This is a genomic window from Methanosarcina acetivorans C2A, from assembly GCF_000007345.1.
Lineage (GTDB): Archaea > Halobacteriota > Methanosarcinia > Methanosarcinales > Methanosarcinaceae > Methanosarcina > Methanosarcina acetivorans.
In genome coordinates this window covers 2,519,403-2,534,486 of sequence record NC_003552.1, presented here as the reverse complement: position 1 = coordinate 2,534,486, position 15,084 = coordinate 2,519,403, and the positions used below count along the sequence as shown (strand labels likewise).

Annotated in this window: 18 protein-coding genes and 2 pseudogenes; 12 read left to right on the top strand and 8 right to left on the bottom strand. The window is 41.6% G+C overall.

What is annotated here, in order from left to right:
• Nucleotides 1-10 precede the first annotated feature (10 nt).
• The 12 genes and pseudogenes from MA_RS10640 to MA_RS29770 all read left to right on the top strand — a co-directional run bounded on the left by MA_RS10640 (nt 11) and on the right by MA_RS29770 (nt 6,648).
• Nucleotides 11-673 (top strand): Imm64 family immunity protein, encoded by a 663-nt coding sequence (locus MA_RS10640; RefSeq protein ID WP_048065291.1) that lies wholly within the window; start codon nt 11-13, stop codon nt 671-673.
• 378 nt (nt 674-1,051) lie between these two features.
• The gene (locus MA_RS24545; RefSeq protein ID WP_083755909.1) at nt 1,052-1,999 is read left to right on the top strand and encodes an RHS repeat-associated core domain-containing protein; all 948 of its coding nucleotides are present in this window, start codon (nt 1,052-1,054) and stop codon (nt 1,997-1,999) included.
• Nucleotides 1,999-2,400 (top strand): hypothetical protein, encoded by a 402-nt coding sequence (locus MA_RS10625; protein WP_162013080.1) that lies wholly within the window; start codon nt 1,999-2,001, stop codon nt 2,398-2,400. The genes MA_RS24545 and MA_RS10625 overlap by 1 nt, the downstream gene beginning before the upstream one ends.
• A gap of 114 nt (nt 2,401-2,514) precedes the next feature.
• Complete coding sequence (locus tag MA_RS24540) at nt 2,515-3,216, top strand: hypothetical protein (protein WP_011022033.1); 702 nt, start codon at nt 2,515-2,517, stop codon at nt 3,214-3,216.
• On the top strand, nt 3,209-3,484 hold the full coding sequence (locus tag MA_RS10615) for a hypothetical protein (RefSeq protein WP_011022032.1): 276 nt from the start codon (nt 3,209-3,211) through the stop codon (nt 3,482-3,484). Before MA_RS24540 ends, MA_RS10615 begins: the two co-directional genes overlap by 8 nt.
• A 16-nt stretch (nt 3,485-3,500) precedes the next feature.
• Nucleotides 3,501-3,800, top strand: coding sequence for a hypothetical protein (locus MA_RS10610; protein WP_011022031.1), 300 nt, complete (start codon nt 3,501-3,503; stop codon nt 3,798-3,800).
• On the top strand, nt 3,801-4,130 hold the full coding sequence (locus MA_RS10605; protein WP_011022030.1) for a hypothetical protein: 330 nt from the start codon (nt 3,801-3,803) through the stop codon (nt 4,128-4,130).
• A gap of 670 nt (nt 4,131-4,800) precedes the next feature.
• Nucleotides 4,801-4,917, top strand: a pseudogene (locus MA_RS29775) (RHS repeat-associated core domain-containing protein); the annotation flags it as partial.
• A gap of 3 nt (nt 4,918-4,920) precedes the next feature.
• On the top strand, nt 4,921-5,604 hold the full coding sequence (locus tag MA_RS10600; protein ID WP_226990821.1) for a hypothetical protein: 684 nt from the start codon (nt 4,921-4,923) through the stop codon (nt 5,602-5,604).
• A gap of 85 nt (nt 5,605-5,689) precedes the next feature.
• Entirely contained in the window at nt 5,690-6,055 is a 366-nt protein-coding gene (locus tag MA_RS10595) for a hypothetical protein (RefSeq protein ID WP_157860174.1), read from the top strand.
• A gap of 204 nt (nt 6,056-6,259) precedes the next feature.
• Nucleotides 6,260-6,517, top strand: a complete 258-nt coding sequence (locus MA_RS26865) for an RHS repeat domain-containing protein (RefSeq protein ID WP_011022028.1) — start codon at nt 6,260-6,262, stop codon at nt 6,515-6,517.
• Nucleotides 6,484-6,648 carry a hypothetical protein gene (locus MA_RS29770; RefSeq protein ID WP_083755906.1) on the top strand — a complete coding sequence of 55 codons (165 nt, stop codon included), beginning with the start codon at nt 6,484-6,486 and terminating at the stop codon, nt 6,646-6,648. Before MA_RS26865 ends, MA_RS29770 begins: the two co-directional genes overlap by 34 nt.
• Before the next feature lie 39 nt (nt 6,649-6,687).
• Here the strand turns inward: MA_RS29770 and MA_RS10585 are convergent, their stop codons facing one another.
• The 8 genes and pseudogenes from MA_RS10585 to MA_RS10555 all read right to left on the bottom strand — a co-directional run.
• Nucleotides 6,688-7,527 carry an ion transporter gene (locus MA_RS10585; protein WP_011022027.1) on the bottom strand — a complete coding sequence of 280 codons (840 nt, stop codon included), beginning with the start codon at nt 7,525-7,527 and terminating at the stop codon, nt 6,688-6,690.
• 980 nt (nt 7,528-8,507) lie between these two features.
• The gene (locus MA_RS10580) at nt 8,508-8,687 is read right to left on the bottom strand and encodes a hypothetical protein (RefSeq protein WP_048065287.1); all 180 of its coding nucleotides are present in this window, start codon (nt 8,685-8,687) and stop codon (nt 8,508-8,510) included.
• A gap of 217 nt (nt 8,688-8,904) precedes the next feature.
• Nucleotides 8,905-9,069, bottom strand: a complete 165-nt coding sequence (locus tag MA_RS26860; RefSeq protein WP_157860173.1) for a hypothetical protein — start codon at nt 9,067-9,069, stop codon at nt 8,905-8,907.
• Between the two features lie 10 nt (nt 9,070-9,079).
• Complete coding sequence (locus tag MA_RS10575) at nt 9,080-10,363, bottom strand: nitrogenase component 1 (protein ID WP_011022026.1); 1,284 nt, start codon at nt 10,361-10,363, stop codon at nt 9,080-9,082.
• Nucleotides 10,360-12,627, bottom strand: a complete 2,268-nt coding sequence (locus tag MA_RS10570) for a nitrogenase component 1 (protein WP_011022025.1) — start codon at nt 12,625-12,627, stop codon at nt 10,360-10,362. Before MA_RS10570 ends, MA_RS10575 begins: the two co-directional genes overlap by 4 nt.
• Nucleotides 12,628-13,213: 586 nt before the next feature.
• Entirely contained in the window at nt 13,214-13,738 is a 525-nt protein-coding gene (locus MA_RS10565; protein ID WP_011022023.1) for an APC family permease, read from the bottom strand.
• 52 nt (nt 13,739-13,790) lie between these two features.
• Nucleotides 13,791-13,982 carry a hypothetical protein gene (locus MA_RS10560; protein ID WP_048065286.1) on the bottom strand — a complete coding sequence of 64 codons (192 nt, stop codon included), beginning with the start codon at nt 13,980-13,982 and terminating at the stop codon, nt 13,791-13,793.
• A gap of 562 nt (nt 13,983-14,544) precedes the next feature.
• A pseudogene (locus tag MA_RS10555) lies at nt 14,545-15,006 on the bottom strand (hypothetical protein); the annotation flags it as partial.
• Between the last annotated feature and the right edge of the window lie 78 nt (nt 15,007-15,084).

Sequence of the window (15,084 nt, the reverse complement as noted above, 5' to 3'; positions counted from 1 at the left end):
AGTGATTTCTATGGGTAGTTACATCTCAATTGGTCTTACTTATGGAATAGTACAAAGATTTGCAAATCTTGTGTATGATGATGCTACTAATAATAAAATAGAGAAGGAATTAAAAAAATTAATTGAATATTTTTTGGATTCTGATGGGATCATCAAAAATATCAAATATAGTGAAGATTTGGAGGGAGAACACTGGAAAGAAGTAAACTCTCCATCTCCTTTTTTCCCACGTGATTGCTATAAAAGTTTTTCAAGAGGATTTTATGGAGAAGTTGCAGTTCATGCTGACATACTAAAACGTAGAGGTGTTGATCTTATAATGAGGCTCGAAAAACAATCTGAGTTTTTTGGCTTTCTGTTGGATATAAAAGAAGAAGATCTGTTGGAAACTCACTCAAAGGAAGAAATAGGATACATGACGGAAGAGTTAATTGACACAATGATGAGCATATATAAGTATTCAAAGTATGACTACACATTTTGTGATCAGGAAGCGGAATTTAAGTATTCTTTATCAAGCCTAAAAAAATTGAAAGAAGATGTCTATTCAATAGTCATCATTCCAGACTCGGACAACAATTCATTTACTGTCATCAAGAGCGATTGGAATATTGATGGTCTAACTGGCAGGGAAAAATATGGAAAAGAGATAAGATTCCCTCAAAATGTCTGAAGTATTTATTTTTGGTATCTATTCAGCCGAGACAGAACAATACTCTCCTCTTATGGCTACTCTGCGACCCCGTCCCACGCACCTGTTACCTACAACGGAAACACCCTCGACTATGATGCAAACGGAAACCTGGTCGACGATGAGGATTTTATCTACGTCTACAACGATGCCAACCAGTTAAGTGAAGTCCGTTACTCTGCCAATAATTCCCTTGTAGAAAAGTACTGGTACGATGCAAACGGCCAGAGAATCAAGAAACAGAATTCCGATGGAGAATTCACCTATTACATCAACAAGTTCTACGAAATCGATAACGGCATCTCTACCAGCTACTTCTTCCGCGATGATGAACGCGTAGCCAAAGAAACATCCGAAAGTATGGAGTGGTACCTCTCCGATCACATAGGCAGCACTTCCCTGATGGTTGACGAGAATGGGCTTGAGATCGAACGCACCGATTACTTCCCATACGGACAGGTAAAGTCAGGCGGTCTGGAGAAATACGGGTTTACCGGGCAGGAGAACGATGCCGATACAGGGTTGATGTACTACGGTGCAAGGTATTATTCGCCTGAGTACAGGGTTTTCGTTCAGCCGGATACGATGCTTCCTGATCCGTATAATCCGCAGGCGTTGAACAGGTATTCTTATGTGCTGAACAACCCGGTGAAGTATACTGATCCAACCGGGCATATCGTAATTCCAGCAATAGTTATTGCTGCCGTTAAAGTTGTTTCAACTGTAATAGATTATGGTTGGAATTTGTATGATTTTGCAACGGACTCGTGGACAATAATAGATCCAAACTCGAATGCTTTCGACAAAGAAGTTGCAAAAATTGGATTAGGTTTGGATATTGCTTCGGAATTACTTGATCCTGATGAATTGTCACCGATTAATACTCCGACGGACGATATAACAAGAAAAGCACTTAAGGATCAAATAAGTAGAGAAGTTAAAGAAGAAGTTTTAGAGAATGCTGCTAAAAATGCAGGCAAGAGTGGAATGATCGATCCAAGTAAAGTAAGGTACACTCAAAGCAGTATTAGTAGAACATTTAGTAATTCCGATGAAACAGTAGATGATTTAATAGAAGGATTAAAAAATGGAAACGTTGATCCTTCTAAAGTCGAACCTATAAGAATTTTTGAAATGAATGGAAAACTGTACTCGCTTGATCATAGAAGATTATATGCATATAAACAAGTTGGGTTGGATATACCATATGAATACGCAAGCCCAGCTCAAATAAGAAAGGATTGGGATAAGAAGTTGACAACGACTAATGATGGGGTAAGTATTAAAATCAGAAATGGTGGTCGATGATGGAAATAAGAATACTTGAACCAAATATAACGGTTCACGATGTTCCATTTGAAAAAATCGTCTGTGACAATAGAGACGGAAATAAATTATTTATCGAATTCGATGATGAAAACGAGATCAGGTACAAAATTGAATTTGTGACATACATTGCATTAAAAATTACGATTGACGATTGTTTTGATGGGAGTTTTCTGTTTGATATCTCAAATCACGGTATGATGTACGAGGCTATAAATTCTGATTGGTTTTCTCAATTAAAAAGTGAATATAATGACCAGCATCCACATGGAAAGCTTATAGACGGCGCTCATCACTACATAATTGGTTTAGGAGATTTTTATGTTGAAATAATTGCACGTGGATATAAGTTAAGAAAATTAAGTGAGGAAAAAAATGAATAAGCATAAACAAATTCTATAATATTTTTATAAATATTTGATTTTACCCTTAGTTTGTGCCTTTTATTAGGCACTTTTACTTCTTTTATTCAATAAGACTTTGTCCAGTCGGATACAATGCTTCCTGACCCGTATAATCCGCAGGCATTGAACAGGTATTCTTATGCGCTGAATAATCCGGTGAAATATAATGATCCTACAGGGCACTATGTTGAGACTGCCATTGATTTAGCTTTCCTTGCAATGGATATTAATGATATCCGCACTGGGAATGCTGATAAATGGACATACATAGGTCTTGGTGTTGACCTGGTATGTGCTGCTCTGCCTGTTGCTACAGGTGGAAGGCTTGCAGTTACAGCGGTGGAGGAAACAGTTACTCATGCGGATAATGTTGGAGATTTGTTCAAGCTGCTGGATAAGACGGCGGGTGTAGAGAAGAAAATAGATGGCACGACTGATGCTGAAAAAACAGTAAACAACTTGGATAGTTTTGCTGATGCAGTCAGGATCAGTAAGAATCCATATAAATGGGGAAACCCGAAGACATTGCAAAGACATTTTAAAGACCACGGAGCTGATTTTGGAGCCAGAACAGAAGATGAATATGCAACGATGGCAAACGACTTTTTCAACAACGGAAAAAGGTATGAAACAAAAATAGATGATTCAGGAGTTATCAGAATCTATGATCCAAAAACAAATACTTTTGGTTCCTATAACCCTGATGGAACTACAAGAACATTTTATAAACCAACCGCTGGAGTTGATTATTGGAAACGTCAACCTGGAATAGAAAGGAGCAAACAATATGAGTAATATCTGCTTAGTTTGTGGTTTTAATAACTTATATGATCCACCTTATGATAAAAATGGGCATGGATCTGAAGAAATATGTCCCTGTTGTGGGTTTCAGTATAACTATGATGATAGTGGATATCGATATGGATATGACCCTATTGTAAAAATATTAATTAATATTTGGAGACTGAATTGGATCAGAAGTGGTTACTTGTGGTTTTCTCCAGAAGAAAAACCTAAAGAATGGGATCCAAAAAAGCAGTTGCAAGTGCTAAGATTCTCTTAAATAGCTGGAGGATTTCATGATTGAGACATTAGAGAGAATGTTGCAAATACTAAAAGGCATAAACAGAAATCTTTCCGAACAATCCGTTCCAGAGGAGATATTCGAAAGTGAATTGAAAACTCTTAGAACTGAAATCTTAGGTTTATATGAGGATATTGATAATATTATAAATTACATTGATGCTAACGCTGAGATCAGCCAAACGGAAATATGTGGCTTATTAAAATTGCTTTATTCAAAGTATGAGGAATTATTGAATAGAGTAATGATAACTCATGACATATTAATTGAAATGCTTTTAAAGGCAGAAAATTAAATGAAGGATATAGGGATAACAATGATTGAATTAATGGAGAAAACCTTAAATACTCTCATGAATTTGGAAAAACGTACTTCCAAGAGTCCTATCCTTATCGAAAAAAATAGTAATGTATTAGAATTGTTAAACAATCATAATGAAGTGTATGATCTTATGATTTCTCCTTTGGAAAAACTGGAGAACTTAAGACCATCTTCTCTTGATGAAATAAAAATTTATTTGTTCCGTCTACACCAGCGTTTCATTTATGAATACTATATATTAGAAATGAAAGATCTCATAAACAAAAAAATAGAGCTATACAATGGAGAAGAGTGCAAGCAGTAATTTGTATGCTTATTCACTGGACATCAGGTGAAGTCCACCACTCTGAACGGATAACGTATATAAATTAGGAAAATGCTACACCAAAAACTCAAGTTTAAAGGTTGATTGGGATAAAGCTATATTAAAAAATCAGTGTACCGAAAGTTCTGTAAATTCGGTGTCACGGTTTGTATACAGTAGATAAAACTGACTCACGTTCTCGAGTTTTCAACTCGAGATCTTTTCAAAATTTGTAATATTACAGAAAAATTGGCACACTGTCAGAGAAGGCTTAATTTTTCTCTAAAATGAAAATTAGTCTTTTGATCGTAAACTCCACATTGATCCTGACATATAATTATGTCAGGCTACGTTTTTGTTAGGTAGCATTCTGATCGACCATACTGAGTGATTCGATTAGTTTATCCATGAATCCAGAAGAAATTGAAAAATCTTTTAATCAACTCTTTAGTTTTCTCTACTTTAGTTTTCTCTATAATTAATATCTCCACCCCATCCTTTTATAACAGTATTACGAGAGAAAGTAGCCTAAGGTATGGAGTGGTACCTTTCAGACCATATAGGTAGCACTTCCCTGAAGGTAGACGAAACCGGGCTTGAGGTCGAACGAACCGATTACTTCCCATACGGACAGGTAAGGTCAGGCTGTCTGTAGAAATACGGGTTTACAGGTCAGGAAAATGATGCCGATACAGGGCTGATGTACTACGGTGCGAGGTATTATTCGCCTGAGTACAGGGTTTTCGTTCAGCCGGATACGATGCTTCCTGATCCGTATAATCCGTAGGCGTTGAACAGGTATTCTTATGCGTTGAATAATCCGGTGAAGTATACTGATCCAAGCGGACATTATATTGAGACTGCCATTGATGTAGCGTTTCTTGCAATGGACATTAACGATATTCGTACCGGGAATGCTAATAAATGGACATACATAGGTCTTGGTGTTGATCTGGTATGTGCTGCTCTGCCTGTTGCTACAGGTGGAAGGCTTGCAGTTACAGCGGTGGAGGAAACAGTTACTCATGCGGATAATGTTGGAGATTTGTTCAAGCTGCTGGATAAGACGGCGGAAGTTGCTGACACTGGGAATAAAATAGATAATGTGATCGATGGGAAAAAGGCCTTAGAGGGTCTTGCCGATGGCATAACACTCATAGACGATACAACTGAGGGTGGACAATATAGAAGAATACTTGGATATGGTGGGAAGAAGATACAGATAAATAGTGGACATGGATATATGCGGGAACATCCAGTAGCTGGTGGTCTGGAAGAAATTGGAACGATGAACGAAATTGAAAGTGCAATTGTTTTGGACGTAAATTCTGCTGTAAATTCTGGACTTGAATTACCCAGTACAGGATCAATAGAAAGAATTGTCACTGTTAATAATAATCAAGTTGGGTACCATTTAATGCAGACACAAGGTAGCCTTTATAGAGTCCCAACATATTATCCAAAGATTGAGTAGGGTGTTGAAAATGGATATTCTCCAAATGAGAGACGAGATTAATCGATCAATGAAATGCAACTATTCGCGTTTAAGTGAAAATGATGTGAAAAAAGCAAAACTACATTTATTTAATCTGAGCGAAGATTTTAAGCTTAAACTTAAAGAAACAAAAGAACCTGATTTATTAATCAATATTGTTGAAGAGGACAAAAAGAACTATGACATGCCGATTGATTTGATGTTTCTGGTATATCAACGTTTAATAGAACTTCAACCTCACAAAAATATATTGTTGGATTTTGCAAGTTACTTATTAGATATAGGAGGACCAGATTGGGAAGAAGAATTAGAGGCAATTAGAAAGTTTACAAATGATGACAAAATACACGAAGCTGTAGAAGTTGCTCTAAAAGTTGACTATTTAAAGTACCCGTTTCGTGAAGGAGTTGAATTATATCCAAGGGACTGAAATAAGCTTTTAATATGTTTGACTTATGTACTCTAAATTACATATCATTAAAAAACATCCAGAATTGCTGGATGTTTAAATCTTCTTTTTGCATTTTTGATTCGATACCTCACATTCGTTTTAACGTAATTAATAGACAACTGCACATCCACCAGTTACTTCTTCCGCGATGATGAACGTATAGCCAAACAAACTTCCGATGGCATGGAGTGGTACCTTTCAGACCACATAGGCAGCACTTCTTTGATGGTTGACGAAACCGGGCTTGAGGTAGAATGCACCGATTACTTCCCATACGGTCAGGTTCGGTTCGGCGGGCTGGAGAAATATGGGTTTATCGGGCAGGAAAATGATGCCGATACAGGGTTGATGTACTACAGCGCAAGTATTATTCACCTGAGTACAGGGTTTTTGCCCAGTCGGATACAATGCTTCTTGATCCGTATAATCCGCAGGCATTGAACAGGTATTCTTATGCTCTGAACAACCCGGTGAAGTACACCGATCCGAGCGGGCATATCGCAATTCCAGTGATTTATTACTATTTAGAGACCGCTTGTGATGAATTTCTCACGAGCAACAATACAACTTAAATTCTGCCTGATTCGGGAATGGTTCTACCCAAAGCCATCTTACAATTCTGCCCCGCAGCGCTTGCAGAATTTAGCATCGCTGTCATGCCCCTCGAAACTGCAATTCTGGCATACCCTGCCGTTTAGATTTTTGCTTGCAAAGGTGATCTCGGATGTCACAATCCCTGTCGGGACTGCGATGATACTATAACCGATGATCATGATAACCGATGCCAGTGCCTGCCCGAGATTGGTCACAGGGACAATGTCCCCGTAGCCTACGGTTGTGAGGGTTATGACCGCCCAGTAGATACTCCTCGGGATACTGGTAAATCCGCTTTCTGCCCCCTCAATTACGTACATAAGGGAGCCGAGTATCACCACCAGGTTCAAAACCGCAAACAGAAACAGGGTTATTTTTCGCCGGCTTGCTTGTAAGGCTTTTATTAATAAATCAGCTTCGCCAACATACTGGACAAGTTTGAGCACTCTGAAGATCCTGAGTAACCTTAAGCTTCGGATCACCAGCAGGTAGCGGCTTCCAGGCAGCAGCAGGCTGAGATATGTGGGGAGAATTGCCAGCAGGTCAATGATCCCAAAGAAACTTGTAGCATATCGGAGAGGGCGGCCAACACAGATCAGGCGCAGAAAATACTCCACCGTAAAGAGGATCGTGAAAATCCATTCCAGGATATAGAATAATCCGCCATATACAGCCGCGATCCCGCTGACGCTGTCAAGCATAACCACAATAACACTCAGCAGGATAGTGAGGATCAGGACTTCATCAAAAAGCTTGCCTGCGGGGGTATCGGCTTCAAATATTATTGTATATAGGGTATTTCGCCAGTTATTCTCAGGTGGCTTATTTTGCGTTTTGTCTTTCACGGAACCTGGCATTGTTAACATCCACCCACACCGAAGAGTTTGATACGCAATTAAAGTTTCCGAAGATGTGCTTATGATGCAGCACCTTACAAAAAAGTCATGTTAACCTATGTTTCAAAAAGTAATAAGTATTTTCTTGCAGTAGCTAATATTACAGTTAAATAATTTGGTCTTTGACTGTTCTCATAATTTGGGAAGATTTGGAATTTCCGGCGCTCCCTTCAGGTCTTCCACCTTTACATGGGCGATATCCCGAGTCTCGCTCCGGGATCACGGGAAATTGGAAAGATTTATAAAAAAGTGGACATCTGGGAAGGAGCGGAAGCATTGCAAACCCGAATTTGAGCATCAAAAAAGGCGTGACTAAGAAGGCAGAACTCAAAAATTAAATGACTATACAAAACTTTATCTTCCGCAACTTATTCTTGAAAAAGTCAAGGTTGCGAATTGATAATCAAATATGTTATTATTTAAAAATATCAAGTTTGAGGTTTTCAAATAACATAGTTTATCCTTTTTACTTGTTTTGTCATATTGTCAATTATTACTATGAATCCAAATGGACCCGAAATATTTATCTATCTTAACGTAGTTATATCTATTTGTAAATCAATTTTACTTGATTTACCAACAGTTCTTCCTTGGGGTCTGAGATTCGGAGAGTGATTTGCCATTTTAACTCTCTGGATAGGGAGTTGGGGGTTTAACCTCCATTAATTTCCTCCTTTCTTCCTTTTTCTCTATTTTTTCAATTTTTTATTATCCTATCTTATTTTTAAATTTTATATTCTTCCAAAAAATAAGATACCTTAAAGCAGCGCATTCTTGTAAATCGTGAGCGAAAACAGATATGAGAAGCCTGGTCAATATACCTAGCGATTTTCTCTACTATTGTGTAATTTTTCTCTACTATTGCGTAATTTTTCTCTACTATTGTGTAATTATTCTCTGCTATTGTGCTATATACCTTGATTATGAAAATTCAAATGCAATTATGGTCCAACAGGGCCTACTATAGGTACATCATAGTATATTATTTCTGCAAAAAAAATTATCATCAATATAAAAATTAAAGCACCAAGAATCGACATAATTTTATCTTTAACATTATCAGTCGCATCATTCTCTGTCTTCGTTATTTCAGTATTTTCTGGACATTCTGCAACTTTCATTTAAATTATATTATCATATAATCCTACAGTCACTAATATATATTTTAAAGAATGTATAATAACATAAGGGAAAAATATAAATTCTATCATAATTGGTGTGCCTAATACTACTAACTCAAAAATTTCGTGATTCAGAGTACCATTTCGGACTTTCGTAAAGTCTCTGAACTTCAATATACTGCATACCTGTTATCGTATTTAGCTCAAAAATTGTTTTTTAACGCTCGGGTACGCATAAAGTGAACTTGTAGTATTCTTCAACATTCAGGACTTTTGTTTCTTCTATCGCTTTCTTTTCTCTCTTTCTTTTCTCTCTTTCTTTTCTCTCTTTCTTTTCTCTCTTTCTTTTCTCTCTTTCTTTTCTCTCTTTCCTGCCCTTCAAAATCAAATGTTCACTTGGAGCGCAGTCCGTTAATGATTTCTTCCAGAAGGAGGAGGGCACCCGAAACTCCAAGATATGTTTTCGGAATTATGTGGATGTAGCCTTCTTCCGGAAGGGCGATTTCGATGCCGGCTTTGCAGCATCCCTTTGCTTTTAAAAGCTGGAGTGTAGGGCCGTCAGCAAAGGCGATATCAGCCGATTCAAGGGAAGGATCCCTGTCCCAGGCTTCGCAAAAGCCTTTTTCGTCCAGAAAAGCCCTGAGAGATTCTGCTGCTTCTGGGTCACTTCCGGGAAGCAGTTTTACTGCAAGGGGGGCCATTCCCAGGTAGGAGTAAAGCCAGTGTGTAAGTGGGAAGGCAAGCGAGCTTTCGGCCCGGATTGAAAAACTGGCTCCTTTGGGAAGTCCTGAGTAAGAATGGAAACGTGAAATATGCCGGTAACTGGCCTGCCTGGCTCTCCGGACTTCGGCAAGAGCAGGTGCAGGGTCGATATCCAGGACAGCTGCAACTTCCCTCAACAGGCTTTCACTCGCATCAAACCCCAGGGGAGCCCCAAGAGGAGAAAACACGGCAGGGGTCCCTAAGTGTTTCCTGTACCATTCTGCAATCCTTCTGCCATATTCGGGATAAAGGACGATATTACAGGCTGCATCACCGGATTCCCGGATTTCGTCAAGGAAAGTGCCTGCAAGGAAAACGGCCCCCACTTCCAGGCCCAGAAAAGCCAGAAGCCGCTTCATTTCCGCAACCGACCCTCCCCAGTGTTTATGGAGCAGAGAAAGCCCTATCAGGTTCACTTTTTTCGGTGAAGCCGGGCGTTGCAGGGGGCGGAGTTTCAGGTGTTCGACCAGGGCAAGGGCAGCATTTTCAAATCCCCGGGCTGCAGGAAGGGAAAAACCCGGATTTTCCACAACAAAACAGCGGTCCTGCATCCCTGCCTTTTTGATTACACTTTCCAGGTCGTCTCCCACAAGGCTTGCTCCGGGGGAATTAATCACCATGAGCAAGCCTTTTTCTTTTACTGCTATTGATGTAAGTGCTCTTTCAAACTTTTCAAGTGAACCCCGGATGTAGTCTTCCCCGTCCAGGCAGGTGCAGGGGACCCGGGGCTGTCCGAAATAGAACTCGTCCTGGAACGCCAGGGGGTCATGGGAACTTTCCCTGGGAAACTGCCTGTCCGAGAGAAAACTGTGGTATAACTTGCACCCTGTAGGCCCATTCAGGATCACAGTCGCATCCCTGATTCCTTCTACCGCCAGGATAGAACCCGTAAAAGCGTCAGGGGAAAAAATCAACTTTCATCACCTCCGTCGTACTTCCACCCTTCCGTAACCGGCAGCCGCAGAAGTGTACTCCAGCGTTTCGCAAGTTCAAGCCCGCTCAGGAACCCGACCTGCGGGGAGAAGGGGATAGTATCGTAATGCACCCCGTCTTCAGGGACTGAAGGAGCATAATTAGAAAGGACAAGGTCCGGCATGAGGATCCTTACATCCCTTGCTCTCTTTTCGTCTGTATAGTCTCTCTCTACCGGGAAGGCTTCGCAGGACAGGAGACCCGGACTTCCCCTTCCGAAAAACGAGACCGAAATCCCAACTTTAACGATTTCCATCCCCAGATCCCGGATCGTGTCCAGCACCCAGCCGATGTCCTCGGTGTAGCTAACCACGAGTACGCGCTTTCCCGATAGCTGGGGGGCATATTTTACAACCCCCGCCCTGTACAGCTCTTCCTGTTCCTCCAGCAGGGGAGAGGGATCCTCTCCGGGAAGCAGGCGTGCTGTTAGGGCTTTTACCCAGAGGGAACTTTCCCGGAAACCCACAGGAAAGGGAAGCTCAAAAAATTCAAGCCCGAAACGGTCGGAGAGGTATGCCTGCAGGGCCCGGGTCTCGGGGTCGTCGCAGGCCAGCATGTTGATTTCCGCTTTTTTAAAAGAGCGAAGGGAAAGGGTATCTGCCCCTTTTAAAAACCTGCAGTTGACCCCGTACCCTAACTTTTTGATCAGCCCTTCGATCGTACGGAAGTGTTCCTCTTCTCGCAGGGAAAAACTCCTTTCTCCGATAATGTTGACCAGGCCTTTTTCGGGCGTTACGGAAGGGTCGATCAGGTCAGCAACCCGTTTGTACCCCTCAAGCAGTCCGGTCGAAAAGTCTCCCGTAAGTACCCCTTCTACGGGGACGGGGATGACCCTTGCTCCTGGAAAACGGGTTTCTACCCTTGAAGTTGCCCTTTTTACGTCATCTCCTATGATACCTCCCGGGCAGGTGCTCACCACAAAGACCGTTTGCCAGCCGGCTGAAAGGGCTTCTTCGATTTTCCTCTCAAGCTTTTCAATCCCCCCGAAGATGACATCCTCTTCCTCCATATCTGTCGGCAGGAGGCCTGGGACCTGCTTTACCTCACCTGCATTTATTCCGCCTCCCCTTAAAAACGAACATGCAAGGGCATCGGCCGTGATATGGGTACAGCTCCTCGGCCCGTGCAGAACCGTGGCAGCATCGCTAACCTGAAAAGTAGCAGTTGCAGCCCCTGAAAATGCACAACCGTAAAGAGGAGGCCTGGAGGGAAGGGGCGTAGGGGACTGTGTAGGCACTTCTTCGGGAGTTCCTGCGGACTTTGTTTCGGGAATTTCGGAGGGGATTTCTGCAGAAGGTCCCTTTTCCTGGCAGAGGGAACAGAGCTCCGTACCGGTTTTTTCATCGGTTGCAGGAGCTGTAGTGAATGGCTTCATGCAAACCCTTTCTCGTCTCCCCAGCACCAGAGCTTCAAGCTCAAGGTCACCGAGGGGGTTTGCGGGATGAAGCAGACTTCGATCCTTTTCAAGAGTTTCCACATACACTGCCAGCTCCCTGAAAATACCTGCAGAAGCAGAAGAGGGGAAGGCTTCTGCCAGGGTTTTTCCGGCTTTTTCAGCTTGAGAAAAGACCTCGTCCCTGGGGATGGAGGAAAGCACGGGCAGCCCTACTGCCCGGGAAAAGGCAAAGACCCTTTCCTCTTCGGCGAAAAACCCCCGGCTGTTGAAGATGATGCCTGCAACCCTGGGGTTTGTGTCCTCAAAATTCCGGATACCCCGGAGGATGTTGTTGGCTGCGTACAGAGCCATATATTCCCCGGAAGTTACCAGAAAAACCGCGTCGGCATATTCTTTCCTGAGGGGGACTGCAAACCCGCCGCAGACCACGTCCCCGAGTACATCGTAGAGGACGACGTCAAAGGAAGAAGCCCTGAGCCCCAAGCGTTTTAAGACTTCAAAACTGCTCAGAATCCCGCGGCCTGCACAGCCGATCCCGGGTTTCGGCCCCCCTGCTTCCACGCAGGCAGTACTTCTGTAGCCTTCAAAGACCAAGGCTTCAAGCTGCTGGGCTTCCCCGGGGGTTTCACGCATATAGTCCAGCACTGTGGGGATGACAGCCCCACCGAGAAGCAGGCGGGTGGAGTCGTGTTTCGGGTCGCAGCCGACCTGCAGTACCCGCTTATTCAAATCGGCAAGGGCAGCCGAGAGGTTTGCAGAAACAGTTGACTTGCCTATACCTCCCTTACCGTAGAGTGCAATCTGGATCACGTTTTTTCCCTCGATGAACTCCTGAACTTAAAAAGGGAAATATGCGGAAAGAGAGAATTAATTGTTTTTCCTGTTTTGGAAGTCATATCTATGTCCTTATTTGTGATAAGCAATTAAATTTGTGCTTTACAACCCTGCCCGTATTGTTGTTATTTGCCATTATGTAATCAAAAATCATTCTGCTACTCCCTCTACAAGCAGAGTAATTTTATTGTTCTAGTGTCTTTAGTTATGATAAGCAATTAGATTTGCGCTTGACAATCCTGCCCGTATTTGTTATTGATCATCATGTAATCAAAAATCATTCTGCCACTCCCCGCTACAAACAGAGTAATTTTATTGTTCTGCAGGCTGGAAGAGTTCCTGGGATACTTAAGAAACTCGTTTCCAAGAATTCCTTCCTGGGCCGTGGATTTACTGCCTGAGAAAATAATGTATCTTCACTTTTTACGATAAACCTGAAGTAACCAAGTCCTATCAAAAAGACCGGATATATGACCTTCCAGGTAAATCTGGAGGCCAGAAAACTCAAAGACAGAAGTGAAAGGACAAAAAAGACCCGTTTCTGCCAGCCTGTTTCTGTTTTCTAGTAAGTAATTATGACGAAGCTGCAGAGGAAAATAAAGTTATGGTTTACGAGCAGCATCATAGCCGTAATAGGAACTTTCAATAAATAACACCCTGTAATTATAGGAACTGACAGGACGTATAGAGCCACAAGACTGGGTAGGGGAACATGTCTTTTTGAGACTTTCCGAATAGTTCGGGAAAAACACCTGTCCTGTCTCCAGCATAGGTCAGGCGGCTTGCAGTAAAGTTCCCGGAACATGCATTTGCTGCAAGCACTACTATTATAATCCATAATAATCCATATCAGAAAACTTCCGCCTGGAATAAAAAGAACAAGACTGGAAAGCCCGGCAGCTCCCTTAAGGGAAACTCCTGTAGTGCTGGCTCCTACGCTTATCAGGGTAAGTAAAACATATATCGCAGCGACCGGAACAAAGCTCAACCAGTATAGGCGGGGAATGTTTCTTTCGGGATCCCTCAGTTCTCCAAAGCAAAAAGAAAGATTCTCCCAGCCCAGAAAATCAAGGCTGCAACATTCCACACTATTTTTGGGTCCACGTTTCCATAGCCACTCAGAGCCTCTCCAGCAATACTCAGCCCGGAATCGAGAAATCGAGGCTAAATACAATAATCAGCCCTATAAGCATCAGCCCTATAAGCATCAGCCCTATAAGCATCAGTCCTATAAGCAGGAAAAGTATGGTAAGGGCAAGGTAGTTGATCAGAGTAATAGCTTTTATTCCAAACAGATTTGAAATAAACATCAGGCTTACAAGAAAGGGCAAAGGATGTCACAAGCCCGATTCTGATCAATACCATGCCCCTGCCTACCCTGCCTGAAAACAAACAGCCCAGGGAACTGAAATAAAGCAGCTTTTTTTGAAGTCGGTCGAATAATAAGTCTTCTGACGTTGAGTAAGTTCTTAGTTGAGGACTAATGGCCTCAATTAATGTTCATAAAGATGGTGAGGCTCAAGACTTCATCAAAAAGCTTTCATGAGGGGACTATCGGCTTCAAATATTTTTGTATATAACGTATTTCTCCAGTTGTTCTCAGGTGACTTATTTTGCGTTTTGTCTTTCACGGAGAAGCAGGCGCTGTTAATATCTATCATGGAGCAAGCATTTGATAGAAGAGTTTGATACGCAATTAAAGTTTCCGAAGATGCATTTATGATGCAGCACTTTACAAAAAAGTCATGCTAACTTATGTTTCAAAAGGTAACAAGTATTTTCTTGCAGTAATTAATATTACAGTTGAGCCTTTGCCAATTTCACTATTAATGCTTTAAAATCAAATTAAAAGCACTAAACTTCCTTTTTTTTAAAAAAATTGCTTTTACTTGCTCAGATATTCAACCTTCTAAAAGCTCCTGGTGCTCTTATCAGATCATGTCTTCCAACTTTAAAAGCTGTAAGTGCCGTAAGTAATGCGGCAATATTGCTTATCGATACATAGATTTTAGCCCATTCACTTCCTCTGGTTGGTGTTTTTGATCTATTGTATACAACAACATCGTTTGAATTTTTCCTTTCAACAGTGGTTCTTATATTGTACAATTTTCCAAGCAATTTATGATAAATTCTTGGGACGTATTGAGCTCTGAAGTGGTTCCCCTTTCCTGTTTTCAAGATATTTCCAACACTATTCTCTCTTGCAGCTATGACTGGAATAACCCCTTTCTCAATTACGGTTTCATTGGAAAGATGACTATCAGGTCCTGCATCAGCGATCACAAAAAACGGTTTTTCTGTTGCTGATTTCATACATTGGTTTATTGTATCCTGAAATATGGTGTTGTCATTTTTACTAGCGTTTACTGCATCCCAATTTTGTCAAGGGCGGTTAACTTTTTTCCATTTTGGGCGGTTTAGAATTTGCCAACC

Coding starts and splice junctions, on each gene's coding strand:
- MA_RS10640 (WP_048065291.1), top strand. CDS start 11: ATGGGTAGTTACATCTCAATTGGTCTTACTTATGGAATAGTACAAAGA.
- MA_RS24545 (WP_083755909.1), top strand. CDS start 1,052: ATGGAGTGGTACCTCTCCGATCACATAGGCAGCACTTCCCTGATGGTT.
- MA_RS10625 (WP_162013080.1), top strand. CDS start 1,999: ATGGAAATAAGAATACTTGAACCAAATATAACGGTTCACGATGTTCCA.
- MA_RS24540 (WP_011022033.1), top strand. CDS start 2,515: ATGCTTCCTGACCCGTATAATCCGCAGGCATTGAACAGGTATTCTTAT.
- MA_RS10615 (WP_011022032.1), top strand. CDS start 3,209: ATGAGTAATATCTGCTTAGTTTGTGGTTTTAATAACTTATATGATCCA.
- MA_RS10610 (WP_011022031.1), top strand. CDS start 3,501: ATGATTGAGACATTAGAGAGAATGTTGCAAATACTAAAAGGCATAAAC.
- MA_RS10605 (WP_011022030.1), top strand. CDS start 3,801: ATGAAGGATATAGGGATAACAATGATTGAATTAATGGAGAAAACCTTA.
- MA_RS26865 (WP_011022028.1), top strand. CDS start 6,260: ATGGAGTGGTACCTTTCAGACCACATAGGCAGCACTTCTTTGATGGTT.
- MA_RS29770 (WP_083755906.1), top strand. CDS start 6,484: ATGCTTCTTGATCCGTATAATCCGCAGGCATTGAACAGGTATTCTTAT.
- MA_RS10585 (WP_011022027.1), bottom strand. CDS start 7,527: ATGCCAGGTTCCGTGAAAGACAAAACGCAAAATAAGCCACCTGAGAAT.
- MA_RS10580 (WP_048065287.1), bottom strand. CDS start 8,687: ATGAAAGTTGCAGAATGTCCAGAAAATACTGAAATAACGAAGACAGAG.